Annotated in this window: 21 protein-coding genes and 1 tRNA gene; 12 read left to right on the top strand and 10 right to left on the bottom strand. The window is 68.9% G+C overall.

Annotated elements, in window-relative coordinates; genetic code table 11:
- Window positions 1-247 precede the first annotated feature (247 nt).
- The 5 genes from EJL01_RS08330 to EJL01_RS08310 all read right to left on the bottom strand — a co-directional run bounded on the left by EJL01_RS08330 (window position 248) and on the right by EJL01_RS08310 (window position 5,127).
- Window positions 248-1,291 carry a TniQ family protein gene (locus tag EJL01_RS08330; protein WP_241209145.1) on the bottom strand — a complete coding sequence of 348 codons (1,044 nt, stop codon included), beginning with the start codon at window positions 1,289-1,291 and terminating at the stop codon, window positions 248-250.
- Window positions 1,288-2,220 (bottom strand): TniB family NTP-binding protein, encoded by a 933-nt coding sequence (locus EJL01_RS08325; protein WP_431834725.1) that lies wholly within the window; start codon window positions 2,218-2,220, stop codon window positions 1,288-1,290. The genes EJL01_RS08330 and EJL01_RS08325 overlap by 4 nt, the downstream gene beginning before the upstream one ends.
- Window positions 2,217-3,920 (bottom strand): Mu transposase C-terminal domain-containing protein, encoded by a 1,704-nt coding sequence (locus tag EJL01_RS08320; RefSeq protein WP_125107089.1) that lies wholly within the window; start codon window positions 3,918-3,920, stop codon window positions 2,217-2,219. The genes EJL01_RS08325 and EJL01_RS08320 overlap by 4 nt, the downstream gene beginning before the upstream one ends.
- A gap of 223 nt (window positions 3,921-4,143) precedes the next feature.
- Window positions 4,144-4,371, bottom strand: a complete 228-nt coding sequence (locus EJL01_RS08315; protein WP_051805400.1) for a hypothetical protein — start codon at window positions 4,369-4,371, stop codon at window positions 4,144-4,146.
- 402 nt (window positions 4,372-4,773) lie between these two features.
- Complete coding sequence (locus EJL01_RS08310) at window positions 4,774-5,127, bottom strand: ArsR/SmtB family transcription factor (protein WP_125107088.1); 354 nt, start codon at window positions 5,125-5,127, stop codon at window positions 4,774-4,776.
- Window positions 5,128-5,243: 116 nt separating this feature from the next.
- Here EJL01_RS08310 and EJL01_RS08305 point away from each other — a divergent pair, with 116 nt between their 5' ends.
- The 8 genes from EJL01_RS08305 to EJL01_RS08270 all read left to right on the top strand — a co-directional run bounded on the left by EJL01_RS08305 (window position 5,244) and on the right by EJL01_RS08270 (window position 11,488).
- Complete coding sequence (locus EJL01_RS08305) at window positions 5,244-6,647, top strand: FAD-dependent oxidoreductase (RefSeq protein WP_038566168.1); 1,404 nt, start codon at window positions 5,244-5,246, stop codon at window positions 6,645-6,647.
- A gap of 5 nt (window positions 6,648-6,652) precedes the next feature.
- Complete coding sequence (locus tag EJL01_RS13330; protein WP_125107087.1) at window positions 6,653-7,582, top strand: ArsB/NhaD family transporter; 930 nt, start codon at window positions 6,653-6,655, stop codon at window positions 7,580-7,582.
- A gap of 5 nt (window positions 7,583-7,587) precedes the next feature.
- Window positions 7,588-8,067, top strand: a complete 480-nt coding sequence (locus EJL01_RS13325; RefSeq protein WP_284690523.1) for an ArsB/NhaD family transporter — start codon at window positions 7,588-7,590, stop codon at window positions 8,065-8,067.
- A gap of 20 nt (window positions 8,068-8,087) precedes the next feature.
- Window positions 8,088-8,504 carry an arsenate reductase ArsC gene (locus EJL01_RS08290; protein WP_038566165.1) on the top strand — a complete coding sequence of 139 codons (417 nt, stop codon included), beginning with the start codon at window positions 8,088-8,090 and terminating at the stop codon, window positions 8,502-8,504.
- Between the two features lie 20 nt (window positions 8,505-8,524).
- On the top strand, window positions 8,525-9,922 hold the full coding sequence (locus EJL01_RS08285) for an FAD-dependent oxidoreductase (protein ID WP_038566163.1): 1,398 nt from the start codon (window positions 8,525-8,527) through the stop codon (window positions 9,920-9,922).
- A gap of 14 nt (window positions 9,923-9,936) precedes the next feature.
- The gene (locus tag EJL01_RS08280; RefSeq protein ID WP_125107085.1) at window positions 9,937-10,332 is read left to right on the top strand and encodes an arsenate-mycothiol transferase ArsC; all 396 of its coding nucleotides are present in this window, start codon (window positions 9,937-9,939) and stop codon (window positions 10,330-10,332) included.
- 197 nt (window positions 10,333-10,529) lie between these two features.
- Window positions 10,530-10,889: a Cd(II)/Pb(II)-sensing metalloregulatory transcriptional regulator CmtR gene (gene cmtR, locus EJL01_RS08275; RefSeq protein ID WP_125107084.1), complete on the top strand. Its 360-nt coding sequence runs from the start codon at window positions 10,530-10,532 to the stop codon at window positions 10,887-10,889.
- Window positions 10,886-11,488, top strand: a complete 603-nt coding sequence (locus tag EJL01_RS08270; RefSeq protein WP_016997609.1) for a cadmium resistance transporter — start codon at window positions 10,886-10,888, stop codon at window positions 11,486-11,488. Before cmtR ends, EJL01_RS08270 begins: the two co-directional genes overlap by 4 nt.
- Window positions 11,489-12,652: 1,164 nt before the next feature.
- Here EJL01_RS08270 and EJL01_RS08265 read toward each other — a convergent pair.
- Window positions 12,653-13,279 (bottom strand): DNA-directed RNA polymerase subunit beta, encoded by a 627-nt coding sequence (locus tag EJL01_RS08265; RefSeq protein WP_193128151.1) that lies wholly within the window; start codon window positions 13,277-13,279, stop codon window positions 12,653-12,655.
- Between the two features lie 136 nt (window positions 13,280-13,415).
- On the opposite strand from EJL01_RS08265, the gene EJL01_RS08260 reads away from it, so the two are divergent.
- Together EJL01_RS08260 and EJL01_RS08255 are read left to right on the top strand one after the other, a co-directional pair.
- The gene (locus tag EJL01_RS08260; RefSeq protein WP_125107083.1) at window positions 13,416-14,234 is read left to right on the top strand and encodes a hypothetical protein; all 819 of its coding nucleotides are present in this window, start codon (window positions 13,416-13,418) and stop codon (window positions 14,232-14,234) included.
- A gap of 17 nt (window positions 14,235-14,251) precedes the next feature.
- Window positions 14,252-14,324: transfer RNA gene (locus tag EJL01_RS08255), tRNA-Lys, on the top strand.
- 310 nt (window positions 14,325-14,634) lie between these two features.
- Here EJL01_RS08255 and EJL01_RS08250 read toward each other — a convergent pair.
- The 4 genes from EJL01_RS08250 to EJL01_RS08235 all read right to left on the bottom strand — a co-directional run bounded on the left by EJL01_RS08250 (window position 14,635) and on the right by EJL01_RS08235 (window position 17,182).
- Entirely contained in the window at window positions 14,635-15,084 is a 450-nt protein-coding gene (locus tag EJL01_RS08250; RefSeq protein ID WP_125107082.1) for a hypothetical protein, read from the bottom strand.
- Window positions 15,085-15,197: 113 nt separating this feature from the next.
- Window positions 15,198-16,220 carry a zinc-dependent alcohol dehydrogenase family protein gene (locus EJL01_RS08245; RefSeq protein ID WP_125107081.1) on the bottom strand — a complete coding sequence of 341 codons (1,023 nt, stop codon included), beginning with the start codon at window positions 16,218-16,220 and terminating at the stop codon, window positions 15,198-15,200.
- Between the two features lie 280 nt (window positions 16,221-16,500).
- A complete protein-coding gene (locus EJL01_RS08240; RefSeq protein WP_125107080.1) occupies window positions 16,501-16,815 on the bottom strand; it encodes a transcriptional regulator in 315 nt (104 codons plus the stop codon).
- Window positions 16,805-17,182 (bottom strand): hypothetical protein, encoded by a 378-nt coding sequence (locus EJL01_RS08235; RefSeq protein WP_125107079.1) that lies wholly within the window; start codon window positions 17,180-17,182, stop codon window positions 16,805-16,807. Before EJL01_RS08235 ends, EJL01_RS08240 begins: the two co-directional genes overlap by 11 nt.
- Window positions 17,183-17,406: 224 nt before the next feature.
- On the opposite strand from EJL01_RS08235, the gene EJL01_RS08230 reads away from it, so the two are divergent.
- Window positions 17,407-18,273 carry an NUDIX hydrolase gene (locus EJL01_RS08230; RefSeq protein ID WP_125107078.1) on the top strand — a complete coding sequence of 289 codons (867 nt, stop codon included), beginning with the start codon at window positions 17,407-17,409 and terminating at the stop codon, window positions 18,271-18,273.
- Window positions 18,274-18,331: 58 nt separating this feature from the next.
- Window positions 18,332-19,531: a galactokinase gene (locus tag EJL01_RS08225; protein WP_125107077.1), complete on the top strand. Its 1,200-nt coding sequence runs from the start codon at window positions 18,332-18,334 to the stop codon at window positions 19,529-19,531.
- The last annotated feature ends 52 nt before the right edge of the window (window positions 19,532-19,583 follow it).

Genomic DNA, 19,583 nt, shown 5'->3' with positions numbered 1-19,583 from the left:
TCACTTAACCCGTCACCTAGTCTATGTCCTGCGAAGGGTTCCATCTCTCAAGATGTGACAGTCGTTGTCGACCCGGCCGGCGTCTGGCGTGCACGCTGTTCTGCCAGCGTCCGTGGGAGGTGGTCGTCCGGGACGCCGAGGACGATCAGGTCATCGCGAATGCGTTGGAAGGTCGCCTCGCTGCGAGTCAGGGCGGTGAGGGTGGCCAGCAGTTGCCGGGCGGTGGCGGGGTCATGCTGGGCGAGCGTCACTGCCGTGTTGAGTGCGTCCTCGGCTTCCTGCCAGTAGTGACGATCTGGTGGGTGCCGTCGGGGACGGGCCGGTGCGGCTCTGGAGTCAGGAGAGACGCGAGGGTGCCGTGGGCGGTTATCTCGCCGGTCTCGATGAGGTCAAGGGTGGTGGCGGCGGCTTGGAGGAGCATCTGCTGCCGGGGCCAGGGCAGCGCTTCGTAGGGGCGCCAGGGAGCGACCATGCCGGCGCGGACGGGGTGACCGGCCGTGTGCCAGATGCGTCGGACGCTTCGGTCGGAGCGGGTGCGCAGCGCTGAGACGGGGGCGCAGAGCTCGTCGATGAGGGTGCGTAGCAGCCGGAACCACACTCCCACGTGCACGGACCGGCGCGGCAGGGCCACCGTGCCGGTGCGCAGGGCCTGGTGGGTGCGTGCGTCCATGACGACGACCGCGGCCGGTGCAGCGCGGGCGCGGGTGCCCTTCTTCTCCCAGGCGACAAAGGCGCCAAGGCCGCCGAAGGCGGGTTCGAGATGGCAGCCGTGTTGCGGGCAGCTGAGCGTGAGCGGGAGCTGGGAGATCAGTGTGAACCCGAAGGTGCCGGACGCGGAGGTGCCCTGGCAGGTCGGGCAGGCCCGGCGCAGCGGCCCGCGCTTGGGGTCGGTCGGTAACCAGGCACGCCAGCCGGGCACCTGCCGCCGGGGCCGTTCCTTGGCGGTCAGGAGCACCGAGTCCTGGTGGACGTAGGTATCGAACGCCGCCCCGCGCACCGGCTCGCGGTCGAGTGTGTCCAGGAGCCAGGGCGCCTGGCCGGCGACCGTCAGGTGGCGCAGCCGCTCCACCGGTACGCCGGTCCGGGCGGCCAGCGCGGGAAGCACCCCTGAGGGTGGGTCCAGGTCCAGGACGCTGGTGTGGGGGTCGAGAAGATCGAGGCCCGGAGGGGCAAGGTTGTGCCGGATGAGTTCCTCGACGCTCAAGCCGTAGCCCTCGGCCAGTCGGCTGAGCCAGGACGTCAGCGCCTCGCCCTCACTTGGTGGTGGGTGCAGGGGCCAGCGAGCGGTCATGCCAGCTCGCGTTCGAACATTCGGCGTCGTTCGGTGGGGCCGGCGTAGGGCGCCATGAGCAAGGTTCGTTGGTTGATCGCCTCCTCGCCGGACTCGATTGCCGCCACTGCGGCGTCGGTGAGGAGGTGGGTGAGTTCTCCGATGGTCCCCTCGCTGCGGGAGAGCAGGTAGCGGGCCATGTCCTCGGTGGCGATCGTCGAGGGTCGGCGTAATGGGAAGGCGGCGGCGAAGCTGGCCAACAGTGTGCGGGTCTCCTCGTTCGATTCCCAGCGGGGCAGGGTGAATGGCTCGAAGCGGTTCTCCAGCTGGTCATCGGAGCGGATCGCCAGATAGGCCTCGCGGGTGCCGACCCCGACGAGCGGGATGCGCAGCTCGTTGCCCAGGAACCGGATCAGGTTGAGGAACTCGCGCCGGGTCTCGCCACGTCCAGCCAGGAGGTTGTGCAGTTCGTCGATGACCAGGACTCGTACCCCGACCGCGCGCAGCAGAGTCAAGGCGGTCTGCTCCAGGTCGGCCAGACGCTGGCGCGGGCGTAGGGGTGCTCCCATCGCTGCCAGCAGCGCGACGTAGAAGCGGATCACCGAGGGCTCCGAGGGCATCTGCACCGCCAGCACCGGCATCTGTTCGCGATCGGAGTGGGACGTGGTCGGGTGGAGGCGGCGGAACTTCTCGATGATCATCGACTTGCCGTTGTTCGTCGGGCCGATCAGCAACAGGTTGGGCATGCGCTGCTTGCCCGGCCACACGTACAGCGTCTCCAGTCGCTCCAGCGCCGCAGTGGCACGGGAGTAGCCGATCCACCGGTCGGCCCGCACGTGCCGCACCCGTTCCTTTGCCGGCAGCTGAGCCACGGCCCGGGCACTGGCGTGCAGATGACCAAGGCCGTCACCCGCGACGTCCTCGACTGTCCGGCCCTGGCCCTGGCTCACCACTGCTCGATCACCTCGAACGGCACCACGGACCCCGCATCAGTGGCACTGGCCCTGCCAGCGTCACCAGCGGGGATGTCCTCGGGCGGCACCGCCAGGGCGGGCTGGTCCCGTGAGCTTGCGGCACCCGCTTTGCTGCGACGTTGGGCGTTCCGGCGGGCCTTGCGCGTGGTGGACCTGGCGGTGTCGGCGATGGTGCGCATCTGCTCGACCATCCGGAACAGCGCCTCCTCATCGACCTGCGCCCGACCCTCCGCCCGGAGCCTTTCCACCGCGGCGCGGTGCTCCCACACGCTCACCGCCGGATGGGACTGCGTGCGGTAGGGCACCATCAGGTAGGACCCGCCCTCGGGGTCGAGCACCCAGATGCGGCTGATGTCGCGCGGGTCGCGACGGATCACGAACCGCTCCAGCTGCCCGCGGCGGGCGATCCACGGCTTGAGCGCGTCGCTGAAGTAGCGCACGTGGTCGATGACGAAGCCGGTGCGGGTCAGCGTCCTGCGAATCACCGGCAGGAAGTCCACCAAGAACGCGGTCTCGTTGGCCACCGTCACCGCAGGCCTCTGGGCCGTGCCAGCGACCCAGACCGCCTGTGGCGTCTGCCCCGTCGTGCCGTGCACCTTCCCGTGGTAGCTCGCCACCGCCAGGGCCAGCCACTTCTCCAGCTCCGCGACCGTCAGGATGGCCTTGGCCTCGGAGTCGTAGCTGCCGCGCTGGGCTGGGTTGGAGAACGTCGTGCCGGGCAGCTCGTGGACCATCTCCATCAGCGTGCCGATGACCCGCTCGACGATCCCGCCGTAGTGAGGGCGCCCCGGGGGCCGGTGGCGCAGCGTGATCCCGTGCTCCTCACAGCCCCGCCGCAGGGCCTCGCTCTTGAACTCCGCAGCGTTGTCCAGATACAGCTCCCCGGGCTTGCCGGCCATCGGCCAGCCCGCCTCGATGCCCAGGCGCTCCAGCCAGGCCCGCTTGTCGGTGACCATGTGCGCCAGGCACAGCCCGACCGATAGTGCCGAGGGTGCCTCCAGGGTGATCACCAGGCCCACGATGCACCGGGAGAAGACGTCGATCGCGACCGTCACGTACGGCCGCCCGATCGGCAGACGGTGGTGCTCATCGACCACGATCAGGTCCACCACGGTGTGGTCGATCTGCACCTGCTCCAACACCCCGGTCACCGGCGGCACCCGTCCGCCGGCTGACTCCAGCGCCCGCGCCGCGTCTGCTCCCTGACGGGCTGTTGTCTCGGCGTGTGGGTCAAGGCCGGCGATGCGGCGCGTGATCGCGCCACGTGAAGGTACCGGGAGCCCGCGGGTGCGGCACGCCCGCGTGATCTCGCGGTGGACCGCGGCGGTCGTCTTCCGCTGCCGGGTCAGGTAGTGCTTGCCCAGGACCTCCCGAACGACTGCCTCGACCTCGGCCGACAACCGCTGACCACCGCGGCCACCGCTGGAGCGGCCCGGGATCAGATCGGAGACCACGCCTTGTCCCTCGCGCCACCGACGCAGCAAGACATAGACCTGTCGGCGCGAGATGCCCAGTTGCTCGGCGGCCACCTCCACCGCCTTCTCACCGGCTGTCCCGGCCTCGGCCAGCGGGCCGATCACCTCCGCCCGGCGCACCGCAACCGCCCACACCTCTTCGGGGACGGTCAGCAGACCACGCTCAGGAACCCGGCCCCCATCGACTGCTTCATCGTGCACAGGACTATGGAACAACAAGCCGATCGTGCACACGGGTACGGACACGCCGGGCGATCAAACTCCTGTGCACACTGCCTCGAACGTGCAGGTCACTTGTGCAGACGACTTCGGACATTCACACGGGGCGTCGGTACGGATAGTTGTAGCGGAATCGTTCGTTTTCGCTACAACATGGAGACAGAGCTCTCCTGGCCGAATGAGGGGCGGCTTTTTGAACCGGTGGTTACTGCTGCCCGCGGCGGGCTCGACGCAGTTCTGCGACGATGCGAGCTCGCTCGGGATCCTTGGCCAGCGTGCGGTCGTCGATGACGTCGATGACGTGCTGGATCAGCGCGACGACCTGCTTGGACAGGAACGCGCTGAGCACGCCGCCGGCGACGGCGATGACGCCAGTCAGGGCAGCAGTACCACCGGAGGCCGTCAGCATGTCCACCGTGTCGGTGATGGGCATGATGCCTCCTTCGGGGTTGGCCAGTTGCGGCCAGAACCCACCCGTCCTCGGGTGGGGGCATGAGGACCGCCGGCGCGCAACGAGGCGTGGCAGCGGATGGCAGGAGCGTCGAGAGCTCCCTGCGAATGCCCGAGTCAGATCAGGGCATAAAAAAGGCCGGTCCTGAGAGGGCCGGCCGGAGACAGCGTCGTGCTGCCTTGAGTGTCAGCGTACAGCGCCTATGCGACACCCGCGAGATTCCCGGGCAGACGCGTGCCGAGCAGCCTCAGGGTAGCGGAGCAGGCGGGCATGAAAAAAGCCGATCCAGAGGACCGGCTGTAGGCGCGCACTATGAACGCAGGACGATTCTGACACGGCCGGCGGACATTCGGCAAGCACTTCGCGCCACCATGTCGCGGTGGACTACTTCGCCGGCGCGGTGATGAGGCCGGCGAGGGTGTCGAGGGCGCCGGGGATGAGGGAGAAGTAGGCCCAGGTGCCGCGCTTTTCGCGGTGGAGGATCCCGGCGTCGACGAGGACCTTGAGGTGGTGCGACACGGTCGGCTGGGACAGGCCGAGCGGTTCCTGCAGGTCGCAGACGCAGGCCTCGGCACCGTCGTGCGCGGCGACTATCGAGATCAGCCGGAGCCGGGCCGGGTCCGCGATCGCCTTGAGCGACTTCGCGAGGACCTCGGCGGACGCCTGGTCCATCGCCTCGGTGGTGACGGGCGAGCAGCACGCGGTGACGTCCTGGATGGGAAGCAGCTCGATCGTCATGGGCTCATCCTCCCACCGACTTCGACGGGCGTCTATATTTGCGTTCATCGATATCGACGTGCTTCAATGTACGGGCCGGCTTTCGGCTCCCGCTCGATCCGTGAAGGACCAGCCTGATGACTCACCTCCTCGCCGTCGGCGGCAGTGACGCCGGCATCGCCGCAGCGCTCCGCGCCCGCGAACTTGACCCGACCACCGATGTGACGGTGGTACTCGCGGACGAGTTCCCGAACTTCTCCATCTGCGGCATCCCGTACTGGGTCTCCGGCGACGTCGCGACGGAAGCGTCCCTCGCGCACCGCACCCGCGCGGACCTCGAAGCCGCCGGCATGACCGTCCGCTCCTCCACCTGGGCCTCCGCCGTCGACGTCGACCGCCGCCGCCTCACCGTCACCGGCGCTGCCGGGGAAGAGCAGATCTCCTACGACGAGCTGCTGATCGGCACCGGCGCCGAGCCCGTGCGCCCGGCCGGGGTCCCGTTCGGGGAATCTGGCATCCACCTGCTGCACTCCATGACTGATGCGGAGCAGGTGGTCGCTGCCCTCGAGCTGCTGCCGGCGGGGAGCCGGGTGGCGGTCGTCGGTGCTGGCTACATCGGCCTGGAGATGACCGAAGGGCTCGTCGCGCGCGGGTTCGAGACGACGCTGATTCAGCGTGGCCCGGAAGTGCTCTCCACCCTCGACCCGGAGCTCGGGTCCCTCGTCACCGCCGAGGTCCGCCGCCATGGCGCCGCCGTCCTGACCGGGTCGACCGTCACCGGGATCGCCCCGACAGGCGGTGGGCAGTGGCGCGTCGCCACCAGGTCGACGTCCGGTGACGCGGAGGGCACGTTCGCCCTCGTCGTGGTCTGCGTCGGCGTCCATCCCGTCACGGACCTCGCGGTCGCCGCTGGGGCACGGCTCGGTCAGGCCGGCGCGATCGTCGTCGACGAATCGATGCGGACCGGGGTGCCGCATGTGTGGGCTGCCGGTGACTGCGTCGTGACGCACCACCGGCTCCTCGGCACCACGTGGTTGCCGCTCGGGACGACAGCGCACAAGCAGGGCCGCGTCGCCGCGGAAAACATGCTCGGCGGCAGCAAGGTTTTCGCAGGCTCGGTGGGGACGCAGGTGGTGAAGGTGTTCGATCTCGTCGCCGCCCGCACCGGCCTCCGCCAGCACGAGACCGGCCCTCTGGAGGTGTCTCCGTTGACGCGGGTGACGGTGGCGGATGACCACAAGCGGTACTACCCGGGCGCGGTCCCGCTGACGATCAGCGTCACCGGCGACCAGAGCACCGGTCGGCTCCTCGGTGCGCAGATCGTCGGGCAGCGCTCGGCAGAGATCAGCAAGCGCATCGACACGTTCGCCACTGCCCTCCACGCGGAGCTCACCGTGGACGACGTCATCGACCTCGACCTCTCCTACACGCCGCCGCTCGGGTCCCCGTGGGACGCCGTGCAGGTCGCCGCGCAGGGCTGGGAACGCGCCGCCGCCGCAGCGAACCAGGCTGCAGTGAATCAGGCTGCGGTGATCGGCTGATGGTGATGGCTGTGGTGGCTGCGGCGATCTTCGTCGCGACGCTCGTGGTGGTGATCTGGCAGCCCAAGGGGTTCCCGATCGGCTACACCGCGCTCATCGGCGCCGTCATCGCCCTCGCCACCACCGTCGTCGGCCTCTCCGACATCCCGACAGTGGTCGGGATCGTGTGGAACGCGACACTGACGTTCGTCGCGGTGGTGCTGATCTCGTTGATCCTCGACGAGGCCGGGTTCTTCGAGTGGGCAGCCCTCCACGTTGCCCGCTGGGGCCGCGGCAACGGACGGCTGCTGTTCGTCCTCATCGTCGGCCTCGGTGCCGTCATCGCGGCCGTGTTCGCCAACGACGGGGCCGCACTGATCCTCACCCCGATCGTCGTCGGGATGCTCCGGGCCCTGAACATGCCGCAGAAGGCAGCGCTCGGGTTCATCCTCGCCACCGGGTTCATCGCCGACACCGGCAGCCTGCCGCTGGTGGTGTCGAACCTGGTCAACATCGTCTCCGCCGACTACTTCCACCTCGGCTTCGCCGAGTACGCCGCCGTCATGATCCCCGTCGGCATCGTCTCCGTCCTCGCCTCCCTCGGCATGCTGCTGCTCTACTTCGGCAAGAGCATCCCGAAGCGGTACGACGTCCTCGCCCTCACCAGCCCCACCGCCGCGATCACGGACCGGGCGACGTTCCGCGCCGGTTGGGTCGTCCTCGCCCTGCTGCTCGTCGGCTACTTCGCCGCCGACCCACTCGGTGTGCCGCTCGCGGCCGTCGCTGGTGTCGGGGCGGTCGTGATCGTGCTCGTTGCCGCCCGGCAGCCCGCGTTCCTCTTCGCCCGCGCCCAGGCCGCACCGGTCCTGGTCACCACCGGCGGCACCGCCACCGTCGGTGCCGCCGGTGGCGGTGCGGGTGCGCCGTCGGGGCGGGTGCGCCGTCGGGGCGGGTGATTCCGGTGTGGAAGACGATCCGGGAGGCGCCGTGGCAGATCGTGCTGTTCTCCATCGGCATGTACCTCGTCGTCTACGGCCTGCAGAACCAGGGCCTCACTGACCGCCTCGCGAAGCTGTTCGACGTGTTCGGCGACCACGGGGTGCTCGTCACGGCGCTCGGCGTCGGGTTCACCATCGCGATCCTCGCGTCCCTGATGAACAACATGCCCACCGTCCTCATCGCCGCCCTCGCCATCGGCGGAGCCGGAGCGACCGGGCCCACCCACGAGGTGATGGTCTACGCCAACGTCATCGGCTCCGACCTCGGCCCGAAGATCACCCCCATCGGCTCCCTCGCGACCCTGCTGTGGTTGCACGTGCTGGAGAAGAAGGGCATCCACATCGGGTGGGGGCAGTACTTCCGCACCGGCATCGTCCTCACCGTCCCCGTCCTCGCCGTCACCCTCGCCGCCCTCGCCGGTTGGCTCACCCTCATCCGCTGAACCCGGAAAGACACACACCCATGAGTGACAAGCCCACGATCCTGTTCGTCTGCGTCCACAACGCGGGACGCTCCCAGATGGCCGCCGGCTACGCGCAGGCACTCGGCGGCGACCGCGTCGAGGTCCTCTCCGCCGGCAGTGCGCCGAAGGACCAGATCAACCCGATCGCGATCCAGGCGATGGCCGAAGACGGCATCGACATCGCCGGCAACCAGCCGAAGATCCTCACCACCGACGCCGTCCGCGACTCCGACGCCGTCATCACCATGGGGTGCGGCGACGCGTGCCCGATCTTCCCGGGCAAGCGGTACGAGGACTGGGAACTCACCGATCCCGCCGGCCGCGGCATCGAGGACGTCCGCCCCATCCGCGACGACGTCAAGCACCGCGTCCAGACGCTCCTCGCCGAGCTGCTGCCCACCGAAGCAACCGCGTAACGACCAGGAAGCCGCAGACCATGACGCTTACCCTCACCGTCCCACCCCGGACCGACGCGGACCGCCTCACCGGGCTGCCCGTCGCGGTCATCGGTGCCGGCCCCGTCGGGCTCGCTGCCGCCGCGCACCTCCTCGAGCGCGGCCTCGACGTCGTCGTCTACGAAGCTGGCCCGACGGTTGGGACGAGCGTCCGCGCGTGGGGACACACGCGCCTGTTCTCCCCGTGGCAGTACGTCATCGACCCTGCCGCGCAGCGTCTCCTGGAAGCCACCGGCTGGGAAGCGCCTCGAGCGGCGTCGTTGCCCACTGGCCAGGACCTCGTCGACACGTACCTGGCGCCCCTGGCTGCGACCCCGCAGCTCGCACCGGTGATCCGCTACGGCACCCGGGTGGAGGCGGTGTCACGGCAGGGCATGGACCGCACCCGCTCCACCGGCCGCGCCGACACCCCCTTCCTGCTCCGCCTCCACACCGCCGACGGCGTCACGGACATCACCGCGCGTGCGGTCGTCGACACCTCCGGCACCTACACATCACCGAACCCCCTCACTGCCGCTGGGCTCGCACCCGCCGCGGACCTCGGCGACCGCGTCGTCCACGCACTGCCTGACGTCCTCGGCGCCGACCGGGCCCGGTTCTCGGGGAAGCGGGTCCTCGTCGTTGGTGCCGGCCACTCCGCGGCGAACACGCTCATCAAGCTCGCCAGCCTCGCCAAGACCGCGCCGGGTACCGAAGTGCTGTGGGCTGTCCGAAACGCCGGCACCGCCCGGCTCGGCGCCGACGCAGCCGACGGCCTCGCGGCCAGGGGTCAGCTCGGGTCCACCGTCCACGGCCTCGTCGAGTCCGGTCAGCTGCAGCAGATCGCCTCGTACGAGATCGACGACGTCCGCGCCGACGGCGACCAGGTCACCGTCACCGGCCGGCGCGCGGGAGAGCCGTTCGCGGTCACTGTCGACGTCATCGTGAACGCCACCGGATTCCGGCCCGACCTCGACATGCTCCGCGAGATCCGCCTCGGCCTCGACGACATCGTCGAAGCACCCCGAGCCCTCGCACCACTGATCGACCCGAACCTGCACTCCTGCGGCTCCGTTCCCCCGCACGGTGTCGCCGAGTTGGCGCACCCGGAGCCGAACTTCTTCATCGCCGGCATGAAGTCCTACGGCCGCGCGCCCACGTTCCTGCTCCTCACCGGCTACGAGCAGGTCCGCTCCATCGCCGCCGAACTCGCCGGCGACCACACCGCAGCCCGACAACTCGAACTCGTCCTCCCCGAAACGGGTGTCTGCTCCACCGACATCGGCGGCAGCTCCTGCTGCACCACCCCGCCCGCCACCGCCACTCCTGCCGCTGAGGACGCTGCCTGCTGCACTCCGCTTGATTCGGCTACCGGCAACACCTCGTGCTGCACCAACTGACCGGACTTGCATCCATGACCACGAAGCCCACTGTCCTGTTCATCTGCAAGCACAACGCCGGCCGCTCACAACTCGGCGCAGCACTCCTCGAACTCGCCGCACCCGACCGATACACGGCCACCTCCGCCGGCATCACCCCGGCCGACGAGGTGAACCCCTCGATCGCCGCGACCGTAGGCGAACTCGGCCTCGACATCACCGCACGCATGCCGCGGCGCGTGACGCCCGACCTGCTCGAACACGCGGACATCGTCGTCCTCATGAAGCCCGGACTCGAACTCCCCGCAGAACCTGGCGGCACGGTCCTGGAGTGGTCGTTCCCCGACCCCAACTCCTGGTCACCGGAAGACGTGCGACCAATGCGGGACGCCATCGCAGAACGCATCGAACGAGAGCTCCTGCAGCCGTAGCGACCGGGCTACCCGACACGAAGCGAAGCCAGAAGGACGACACAGAGCGAAGCTGTTCACACGGGACAGCCCGCCAGGCGTGCCGTCGTTCCTCTCGATAAGTAGCGGTGGTGTCCGGTGAGGGTTCCCCTTACGGGCATGCGATCTGGGCTGACGCCTGTGACCGAGCGTTCAGTGCGCGCTGTATAGTTCAGTCCATGCTGACTATTGCTTCGCGTCTCGACGTGATGAACCGCCTGGGTCGTGCACTGGCCGACCCCACTCGATCCCGGATCATCTTGACCCTGCTCGACCATCCCGCTCACCCGGCGGAACTGGCCCGAGATCTGGACCTGACACGCCCGAACGTGTCCAACCACCTGGCATGCCTGCGCGATTGCGGGATCGTCGTCTCCGAGCCCGAGGGTCGTCGGACACGATATGAGATCGCCGATTCGCACCTGGCGCAGGCGCTGACGGCACTGGTCGATGCCACCCTGGCAGTGGACGAAGACGCCCCGTGCATCGATCCCGCCTGCTCGCTTCCCGGATGCGACGCAGCTGGGGAGGGCGCATGATCCTCACCTCGGTCTTGCAGGCGATGGGCCTGTTCGCAGCGACCAACATCGACGACATCATCGTGCTCTCCCTCTTCTTCGCGCGAGGGGCAGGCCAGCGCGGCACTACCGCCCGCATTCTGGCCGGCCAGTACCTCGGATTCGCCGGCATCCTCGGTGCCGCGGTCCTGGTGACTATCGGTGCCGGAGCATTCCTGCCCTCGGCAGCCATCCCGTACTTCGGTCTCATCCCTCTGGGCCTCGGCCTCTGGGCCGCATGGCAGGCCTGGCGCGGAGACGATGACGACGATGACGACGAGGCCAAGGTTGCCGGCAAGAAGGTCGGCGTGTGGACAGTCGCAGGCGTCACCCTTGCCAACGGCGGCGACAACATCGGCGTCTACACCCCTGTCTTCCTCAGCGTGGAACCTCTCGCAGTAGTCGCCTACTGCATCGTCTTCCTCGCGCTCGTCGCGGTCCTGGTGGCCCTGGCAAAGTTCGTCGCCACCCGCCCCCCGATCGCCGAAGTGCTCGAACGCTGGGAGCACATCCTCTTCCCCATCGTTCTCATCGGCCTCGGCATCGTGATCCTCGTCAGCGGCGGAGCCTTCGGACTCTGACGTAGCGGCAGCGATCCAAACGGCCCCGACCGGGCGCACCCCTCTCGGTTCAGACCGCGACACCTACCTGCAGCCAGTCCGGCGTGATCGCGGCAACAAGACCGCCACGGAGCGCTGCAAAAACCCCGCCACCAAGCGAACGAAGCCACACTGAAACATCGGCTTGCTGAGCCTGCGGCCGACGATTCCTGCGCCCCGCGGCTTGGACCGGCCGCGCGCCGCGGCAACATAAATTGGCTGCGGTGATGTCGTTGGCGCTGGCGCCGGCACGGGTTGTGTCGACGCCGAGGCAGCCTCGGTCGGTGGCGGTGGTTTCGGGCTGTCGGGATGCGGCAGTCCGTAGATTCGCGCGGCGCTCTCGCCGCAGAATGCAGCACCCGCGGGGATGCGCGCGGCGTAGGCGCGTAGGTCTGCGAGCGGGTGGTTCGTGGTCGCCTTGGCAACGCGGACGCCACGGCGGGGTGCCGCGAGACCGCGCCGGCGAAGCTGCGCCCGCGTCATGCCCGCGGCCTTTCCGGCGGCGACAGTAAACGGGGCGTGCAAAAGCTCGTGCGGAATGTCTGGGGAGGTCACGCGGGCAAGCTACCCCGCGCGACCCGTCTCATGGTGTGCCTGTCCACAGGTGCCTGTGACGGCCCACCTTGGTGTCGCCGAGATCCCACTTCTGCGCGCAAGAGTGGGACATTAGGGACACTTTGTGGCGACGCACCGAGGAGTGGGGCGCACCTCACTTTGGCGCCGCAACATAGTGTCCCCGAGATCCCACTTCTGCGCCGAAAAGTGGGATTCCGGGGACACTTTGTGGCGGGGCGGAACGCCCCAGAGACGAAAAGTGCCGGACCGCAGAACGCCTCTCGGCGGAAGGCCGCTCGAAGCGGCAGAAATTGGAGCCCGGGGTTACTGCGGCCCGGCGTCGTCAATTCTACGACCCGAGACAGAGCACGCAAGGCGTGTTCGCCCCTCGCGAGCATGCGGGCGCGTCGCGTTGCGCTTGCGCCGGCACGATGCCGAACGAGCAGCATGGCCCAGGCGACCGACCGCCCTCAGCGCGCCTGCGCGCGGCCCTGCCCCGCGCATCCGTCGCCTGCCAATGCCCACCGCATTGACCAGACCCGCGAGTTGCCGCAACCACGCGTCCAACGACGCGTAGCCGCGCCCGCCCCGCTAGTCGAGGGCGCCGACGCGCCAGAGTTTCGCGCTCGACGCGAGGTCGCGCGCGAAATCGAGGTAGCGCGCGCCCCGGCGCAGCGCGGCGGATGCGCGGGGCGGGTTCGCGTGCTCGTCCGACTCGGCGACGGCGGCGGCGCCCTGCGACATGACGGCGCAGAAGGCGGCGGCGCGGTCGAGCGCATCCGCGAAGTCGCCCGTGAATGCGCCGCGCAGAATCGTCTCGATGAGCGACTGCAGTTCAGCGGGGCCGGTCGGCTCGACGGCGCCCGCAACGACGTGGTTGATCGACACGTCGATCTCGGCGCCGCGGCGATAGAGATAGCTCGCGTTCGCCGCATCCTGCGTCACGGCGGCGTGCACGAGGTAGAGCCGCCAGAGCGATCCGGGCAGGCTCTGCGCGGCGGCCGGCGCCCACAGCTGCACGAGGTCGTCGAGGCCGTTGTGGTTCGCGTAGCGCACGGTGCGTTCGACCACATCCGGGTCTTCGCTCTCGTGCACGCGGTTGAGCAGCGCGTGCGCCGTGTCGTGCGCTACACGGTTTACGGCCGCGGGATCGGGAGCTCCCTCGAACACGTCAAACGCCTCGATGGGCATCCGCACCGGTCGATGAAAGCGTTCCACAGCATCTCCCTCCGGCCCGACGATCGCCGGGCAACGCCCCCAATTCTCTCGCGTTCCGCGGCGGGATGCGAGGGGATGCGCGCTCGGCGAACCACGTTCGGCCCGGCGCAGGCGCCCCGCACGTATTCTTGTGGTCATGGCACTTCGTCCTTCCCCCCCCGCATCCGCCTCGACGGAACCCGCCGCGTCGACCGGCGACAAGGCAACGTTGAACGACTCGACGAGTCAGCGCGTGCAGCCGGGAACCCCGGAGAAGCGCTGGTCGGCGTGGATTTGCGCCGCACTCATCGTGATCTCGATGTTCCTGCCGTGGTGGCTCACCACCTACCCGATCCGCAACGACGCCGACACCCTCAACGGCTGGCAGCTACTCGGCTTAGGCCTTGGCTTCGGTGACTGGGCGAGCCAGACCGGACTCTCCGCCTTCGGCAACGTGCTCTGGGGCGTCGTGCCGACCGCATCCAGCCTGATTCTCGCGCTGCTGCTGGTCGTGCGCGCGACGCGTCCCCGCGCCCTGCCCGCCACGAACATCGCGCTCTGGGCGATCTTCTCGCTGCTGTGCCAGCTCTGGCTCGTCGTGCTCGGCTGGGTGCGCCTCGAGACGACCTTCGGCGAGTTCCCGACCCTGTGGGGCATGCTCCCGGCGACCATGGCCGCCGTCTTCACCGCCGTCACCCTCTACAACTGGTGGCGCCGCGGCGAGCGAGGCCTGTGGCCGTCGCGCAAGCGTCGCCTCGGCCCACCGCTCGAGGCCGACGACGGCATGGACGAGCTGCTCGACCTCAGCGACGAGCCGGATGCGCGGGTCGCGTCGGAGGCGTCCGAACTGACGGATGTGCGGGCCGAGCAGGGTCGCGCGGCAGCGCCCGGCGAAGCCAGCCCAGCCGAAGCCGCGGATGCGTCGGACGCGGCGGCGAACAACGACCTCACCGATGGCGGTTCGACGCGCGCGTAGCCGCTAGACTTGCGGGCGGGCCTATAGCTCAGTTGGCAGAGCAGTGGACTTTTAATCCATGGGTCGCGGGTTCGAGCCCCGCTGGGCCCACCGCCATCGCTTCACGGGAATGCCCAACATCAGTCGGTGTTGGGCATTCCCGCTCTCCGTGAACGGTCCCTGGACGCGCGAGCTCGCCAGCCCACAGTCACGACCTCGTCGTTTCATGGGCGGCGATTCGTGCCCACCGGATCTCCCAGCTCCCCACATTCAGAAAAGTGGACGTACGTCTGGCCGGGATCCGGAGAGCTCCGCGCCCGCGTCGACGGCGTAGAACTCGCCGAAGCGCCCCTCGGGCGTCAGCAGCGACGCTGGAGGCCAGGCGACGAGCCGCTGATCCGCATCCGTTTGGCCGGTCGAGCTACCGCAACCGGTCGAGCATGAACCCAACGAGCTCGTTGAACCCCTCACCCGAGCGAATCGTCGAGCGCTCAATGTGGCGGGACGAGCGGTTGCCCGAGAAGTGCAGCGTCACCGAACTGGCGACGCCGCCGCGGGCGCCGACGTGGCTGTTCAGTCCGATCGATTCGACCGCACCCCAACGCACGATCTCAATGGGCGATGGCGCGTCGATGGTGAGGTCGCGGTCGGCAAAGACGAGAAAGTCGTTCGTCGCGAAGGTCGCCGAGAACACGACCGAGTCGAACCGCTTGGTGCCCGGCTCCGTCAGCGTCGCGGTCGCGCGAAAGCTCCGCGAACCGATCGCCAGCAGGACGCCGGCGAGCGTGTCCTGATACCGGTGCGATTCGTCGGTGCGCGACGACACCGGCAAGCTGATCCCGAGCCATTCGTGCAGCTCCGCGATATCCAATTTTCTGCCTCCATCACCTCGAAACGCGACCTGCCGCCACGACAAACGAGGCGGCAGGTCACGCACTGCTGAGGGTTAGAGGAACGTCAGTGCAGGAAAGTTCCCGAGATGACCTACAACGTCAGCATGACTTTGGTCGCGCGGCGCTCGTCCATGGCACGGTAGGCCTCGGCCGCCTCCTCGAGCGGCAGCGTGAGGTCGAACACCACACCGGGGTCGATCTCATCGCGCATGATGCGGTCGATGAGGTCGGGCAGGAATCGGCGCACCGGCGCGGGGCCGCCAAGCAGCCCGACCGATGCGAAGAAGAGCTCCTGGCCCTCAAGCTGCACATCGTGCGACACCCCGACGAATCCGACGCGGCCACCGGCGCGCGTCGCGTGAATCGCCTGCTGCATCGACTCTTGCGTGCCCACGGCTTCGATCGTCGCGTGCGCGCCGTAGCCGCCGGTGAGCTCCTTCACCTTCGCGACGCCGGCCTCGCCGCGCTCCTCGACGATGTCGGTCGCGCCGAACCGACGCGCGAGCGCCTGCCGGTCGGCGTGGCGCGACATCGCGATGATGCGCTCGGCGCCCAGCTGCTTCGCCGCGAGCACGCCGAGCAGGCCGACCGCGCCATCGCCGACGACCGCGACGGTCTTGCCCGGACCCGCCTCGGCCGCGACGGCCGCGTACCAACCTGTCCCAAGCACATCCGACGCCGCGAGCAGGCTGCGCAGCTGGGCCTCGGTCGGCTCGCCGGGCACCTTCACGAGCGTGCCGTCGGCGAGCGGGATGCGCGCGAACTCGGCCTGGGTGCCGATGCCGCCCATCATCACCTGGTGGATACAGCGCGACTGGAACCCCGCCTCGCAGATCTCGCAGGTGTTGTCGGATGCGACAAACGAGCCGACCACGAAGTCACCGACCGCGACCTCCCGCACCTCATCACCGACCTGCTCGACCACGCCGATGTACTCGTGGCCCATCGGCGACGGCCCATTCACCGGCTGCGCGCCGCGGTACGGCCAAAGGTCAGAGCCACACACACAGGTGGCGGTCACGCGAATGACGGCGTCGGTCGGCGCCTCGATCGTCGGCTTGGCGACTTCATCAACCCGAACGTCGCCGGGCGCGTACATCATCACTGCTCGCATTTTTGCTCCTTCGATAGAGAGTCGCATCGCTGGTAGAAAACCGCGGCTCCGCCACAAGACCACGTCAGTGGTCGAGATCTGTGGCTTCGCTAGGAAACCGCATCGCTGTTGGAAAAGCGCAGAGAAGTGAGAAAACCGCGGCAGGGATCCTCACCCGGCGCTGAGCTCGTCGCGCTCCGGCGACACCGACGTGCGTAGCAAGCGCCACCCAGATCAGGGCGCGGCAGCCGCGTGGGATCGGGGGATCGACGGGGCCCAGCTCTGGGCTCGCCGCGCGCTGCTAGCTCGGCAGCTCGGCGCCGGCGACCAGCTCACGCAGCGCAGCGACGTGCTCGTCGAAGGTCTTCGCGCCGAGCTGCGTGATGCGCACCGAGGTGCGACGGCGGCGGTCGCGCTCGCTCGTCGCGAGCTTGCTCGTCGTGACGTACTGCAGCTCGACGAGCGTCTTGATCGTCTTCGAGAGGTTGGCATCGGAGAGATCGAGCGCTTCCCGCACCGCCGTGAACTCCGCGCCCTCGAGCGGCCGCAGCAGGCTCAGGATGCGCAGCCGGTTCGGCGCGTGGATTTCCTCGTGGAACGCGGGACTAACGGACACTGTTGTACTCCGCAATCGACACGCGGTCGTAGATCGGTCCGCCGACGCAGAACACGACGATGGCGGCGAGCATCGGGGCGAAGACCCAGAGGCTGAGTCCCTCGCCCCCGAGCGCTCCCGCCACCACCCTGCACATGATCAGCAGCGCCATCATGACGATCAGCACCGTCCAACCACGGGGGCCGGACGGCTTCGTGCTGGACACACCAGTGCGCTTTCGATAGATGAAGATGAGCGAGACGCTGATCACGAGGCTCACGGCGAGCACGACAAGGTTCCAGCCGCCCGCGTGAATCAGTGCGGGCGCGGCCACGACGAGGGCGGCCGCAATCGAGAGCACGGGGTAATACCATCGCGGCGTCTCCATGCGCTCGCTGAAGGAAGCACGATCGGTGTCGATCTACTGCAGGGCATCGGCGGCCGAAAAATTCTCTTCGTTACGCGGGGCCATATTGCTTTCCATGCGGTTAAAAGAAACACATTCCACTCGGTTAAGTCAATTGACTTTCCTGAGGGTTAAGTGAGTAGGCCCGGATGACCCCGCGAGTCGCCCGCGGCGCCCGGCCCAGCGCATCCTCGTAGACTGCCCGGGTGAGTAGTCCCGGCGACGGATGGGCGGAGGGCCCCGACGGCACCCGAATGTGGGGGCTGTTTGGCGCGGCCGGACTCGTCGCGCACGACCCCGACCGGGGCATCCTGCTGCAGCATCGCGCGCCGTGGAGTCACTACGGCGACACCTGGGGCATCCCCGGCGGCGCACGCAACGGCGACGAGACGCCAGTGCAGGCGGCGCTGCGCGAATCGTTCGAGGAGGCGGCCGTGCCGTCGGACGCGGTGCGCCCGCGCTTCACCTACGTGCGCGACCTCGGCTTCTGGCAGTACACGACCGTCATCGCGCGGGTGACGACGCCGTTCGAGGCGCACATGAACGACAACGAGTCGCACCAGCTCGCCTGGGTGGCCGTCAATGAGCTCGAGCGGCTCCGCCTGCATCCCGGCTTTGCCCGCGCCTGGCCGACGCTGCGGCCGCTGCTGGATGCCCGGGTCGAGATCATCGTCGACGTCGCGAACGTCATGGGCTCGCGGCCCGACGGCTGGTGGAAGGATCGCGCCGGTGGGGCCCGGCGCGTCGTTGCGGAGATCTCCCCCATTGCCGCCGACGGCTGCCCTGCGTCGCTGTTCGGGCTCGACGTTGCGACCGCCTGGCCGCGCGTCACGTTCGTTGTCGAGGGCGCGGCCCGACCCTTGGCCGAGGCCTGCGCATCCGAACCCGGGGTGCGCATCCGCGCCGCCGCCGGCTCGGGCGATGACGAGGTCGTGGCCGCAATTAAGCCGGGTGTGACGACGCTCGTGGTGACGAGCGACCGCGAGCTGCGGGCCCGAGCCGAGGCGCTCGGGGCGCGCACGATCGGCGCCGGCACCTTTGGATCTGCGATTGGGTTCAGCAAATCGTCGTAGAGTTGAGGGGCCGAAGCTTTGCTCGCGCATGCCCTGACCGCGTACCCCGGGAAGATTGATGATTCGAGACACGAGCCGACTCGTCGCCGAACAATTTGCCGCCGCGTACGGGGCACCGCCCGAGGGCGTCTGGTCGGCTCCTGGGCGCGTGAGCATCATGGGCGACCACACCGACATCGAGGACGGGCTCACCCTCGCGCACGCGACCGAGCGGCGCTCGGCGGTCGCGATGTCGCGGCGCGACGACACGGTCGTGCGGGTGCGCACCGACCTCGCCGGCGACGTGATCGAGACGACGCTCGAGCAGCTGGTGCCGCCGGCCGAACACAACTGGTTCGACTATCCGCTCGGTACGATCTGGGCGGGGCTCGAGCACATTCAGATGTTCAACTCCGAGCTCATCGACGGCGACGAGGATGCGGCGCTCGAGCCGACTGGACTCGACCTCTTTATTACGACCGACCTGCCGATCGGCGGCGGCCTCGCCTCGAGCGCGTCGATCTGCGGCGCGATCTCACTCGCGATCAACGCACTGTGGGGGTTTGAGCTCGACATGCAGAGGCTCGCGCGGCTCGGCTACCGCGTCGAGAACAACTATGTCGGCGCCTCAGCCGGCCCCGCCGACCACGTCGTCTGCCTGAGCGCCGAGGCGAACAAGGACGTCTTCTTCGACGCGCGCGGCAACGATGTGACGCTGCTCGATGCCCCGCCACTCGCCGAGCTCGGCCTCGCGCAACTGCTCGTGCACTCGGGCGAGAACCACCTCAACTGGGAGGGCATCGTCGCCGACCGCCACGATGCCTGCGATCGGGTCGCGCGGGCGCTCGGCTGCCAGTTTCTGCGCGAGGTGAGGTTCGAGGACTTTGAGGCCGCGACGAACCTCGACCCCGTCGACCGTAAGCGCGCAGCGTACGTGCTCACCGAGATCCAGCGCGTCCTCGACATCACGCGGGTGCTGCGCACCGACGGCGTCGCCCACACCGGGCCGATCCTCAACGCCTCGCAGCAGTCGCTGCGAGAAGACTTCGAGGCGTCGACGCAGCGCATCGACCTCATCACCGAGCTCGCGCTCGCGAACGGCGCGCTCGGCGCGCGGATGACCGGCTCGGGCTTCGGTGGCACGGTGTTCGTGCTGATCCCACTCGACCGCGTCGACGAGTTCCGCAACAACCTCGACGAGGCCTACGCCGAGTTCGGCTGGACCGGCCTCGAGGTCGTCACAACTTCCTCGGCCGACGGCCCCCGCCGCGACCTCTAACCGCGGCCGCCTTCCTCGCGGCACACCCGAACTCCGCCAACGCCGCTGCGCC

It is taken from the genome of Gulosibacter massiliensis (genome assembly GCF_900626105.1).
Classification (GTDB): domain Bacteria; phylum Actinomycetota; class Actinomycetes; order Actinomycetales; family Microbacteriaceae; genus Gulosibacter; species Gulosibacter sediminis.
The sequence above is the reverse complement of the archived record's forward strand: the minus strand, read 5'-3'. Positions and strand labels throughout refer to the sequence as shown.

Excerpts from the sequence above, each read along its gene's own strand:
- EJL01_RS08330 (WP_241209145.1), bottom strand. The coding sequence starts at position 1,291 with ATGACCGCTCGCTGGCCCCTGCACCCACCACCAAGTGAGGGCGAGGCG.
- EJL01_RS08315 (WP_051805400.1), bottom strand. The coding sequence starts at position 4,371 with ATGCCCATCACCGACACGGTGGACATGCTGACGGCCTCCGGTGGTACT.
- EJL01_RS08310 (WP_125107088.1), bottom strand. The coding sequence starts at position 5,127 with ATGACGATCGAGCTGCTTCCCATCCAGGACGTCACCGCGTGCTGCTCG.
- EJL01_RS08305 (WP_038566168.1), top strand. The coding sequence starts at position 5,244 with ATGACTCACCTCCTCGCCGTCGGCGGCAGTGACGCCGGCATCGCCGCA.
- EJL01_RS13330 (WP_125107087.1), top strand. The coding sequence starts at position 6,653 with ATGGCTGTGGTGGCTGCGGCGATCTTCGTCGCGACGCTCGTGGTGGTG.
- EJL01_RS08290 (WP_038566165.1), top strand. The coding sequence starts at position 8,088 with ATGAGTGACAAGCCCACGATCCTGTTCGTCTGCGTCCACAACGCGGGA.
- EJL01_RS08285 (WP_038566163.1), top strand. The coding sequence starts at position 8,525 with ATGACGCTTACCCTCACCGTCCCACCCCGGACCGACGCGGACCGCCTC.
- EJL01_RS08280 (WP_125107085.1), top strand. The coding sequence starts at position 9,937 with ATGACCACGAAGCCCACTGTCCTGTTCATCTGCAAGCACAACGCCGGC.
- cmtR (WP_125107084.1), top strand. The coding sequence starts at position 10,530 with ATGCTGACTATTGCTTCGCGTCTCGACGTGATGAACCGCCTGGGTCGT.
- EJL01_RS08270 (WP_016997609.1), top strand. The coding sequence starts at position 10,886 with ATGATCCTCACCTCGGTCTTGCAGGCGATGGGCCTGTTCGCAGCGACC.
- EJL01_RS08260 (WP_125107083.1), top strand. The coding sequence starts at position 13,416 with ATGGCACTTCGTCCTTCCCCCCCCGCATCCGCCTCGACGGAACCCGCC.
- EJL01_RS08245 (WP_125107081.1), bottom strand. The coding sequence starts at position 16,220 with ATGCGAGCAGTGATGATGTACGCGCCCGGCGACGTTCGGGTTGATGAA.
- EJL01_RS08235 (WP_125107079.1), bottom strand. The coding sequence starts at position 17,182 with ATGGAGACGCCGCGATGGTATTACCCCGTGCTCTCGATTGCGGCCGCC.
- EJL01_RS08225 (WP_125107077.1), top strand. The coding sequence starts at position 18,332 with ATGATTCGAGACACGAGCCGACTCGTCGCCGAACAATTTGCCGCCGCG.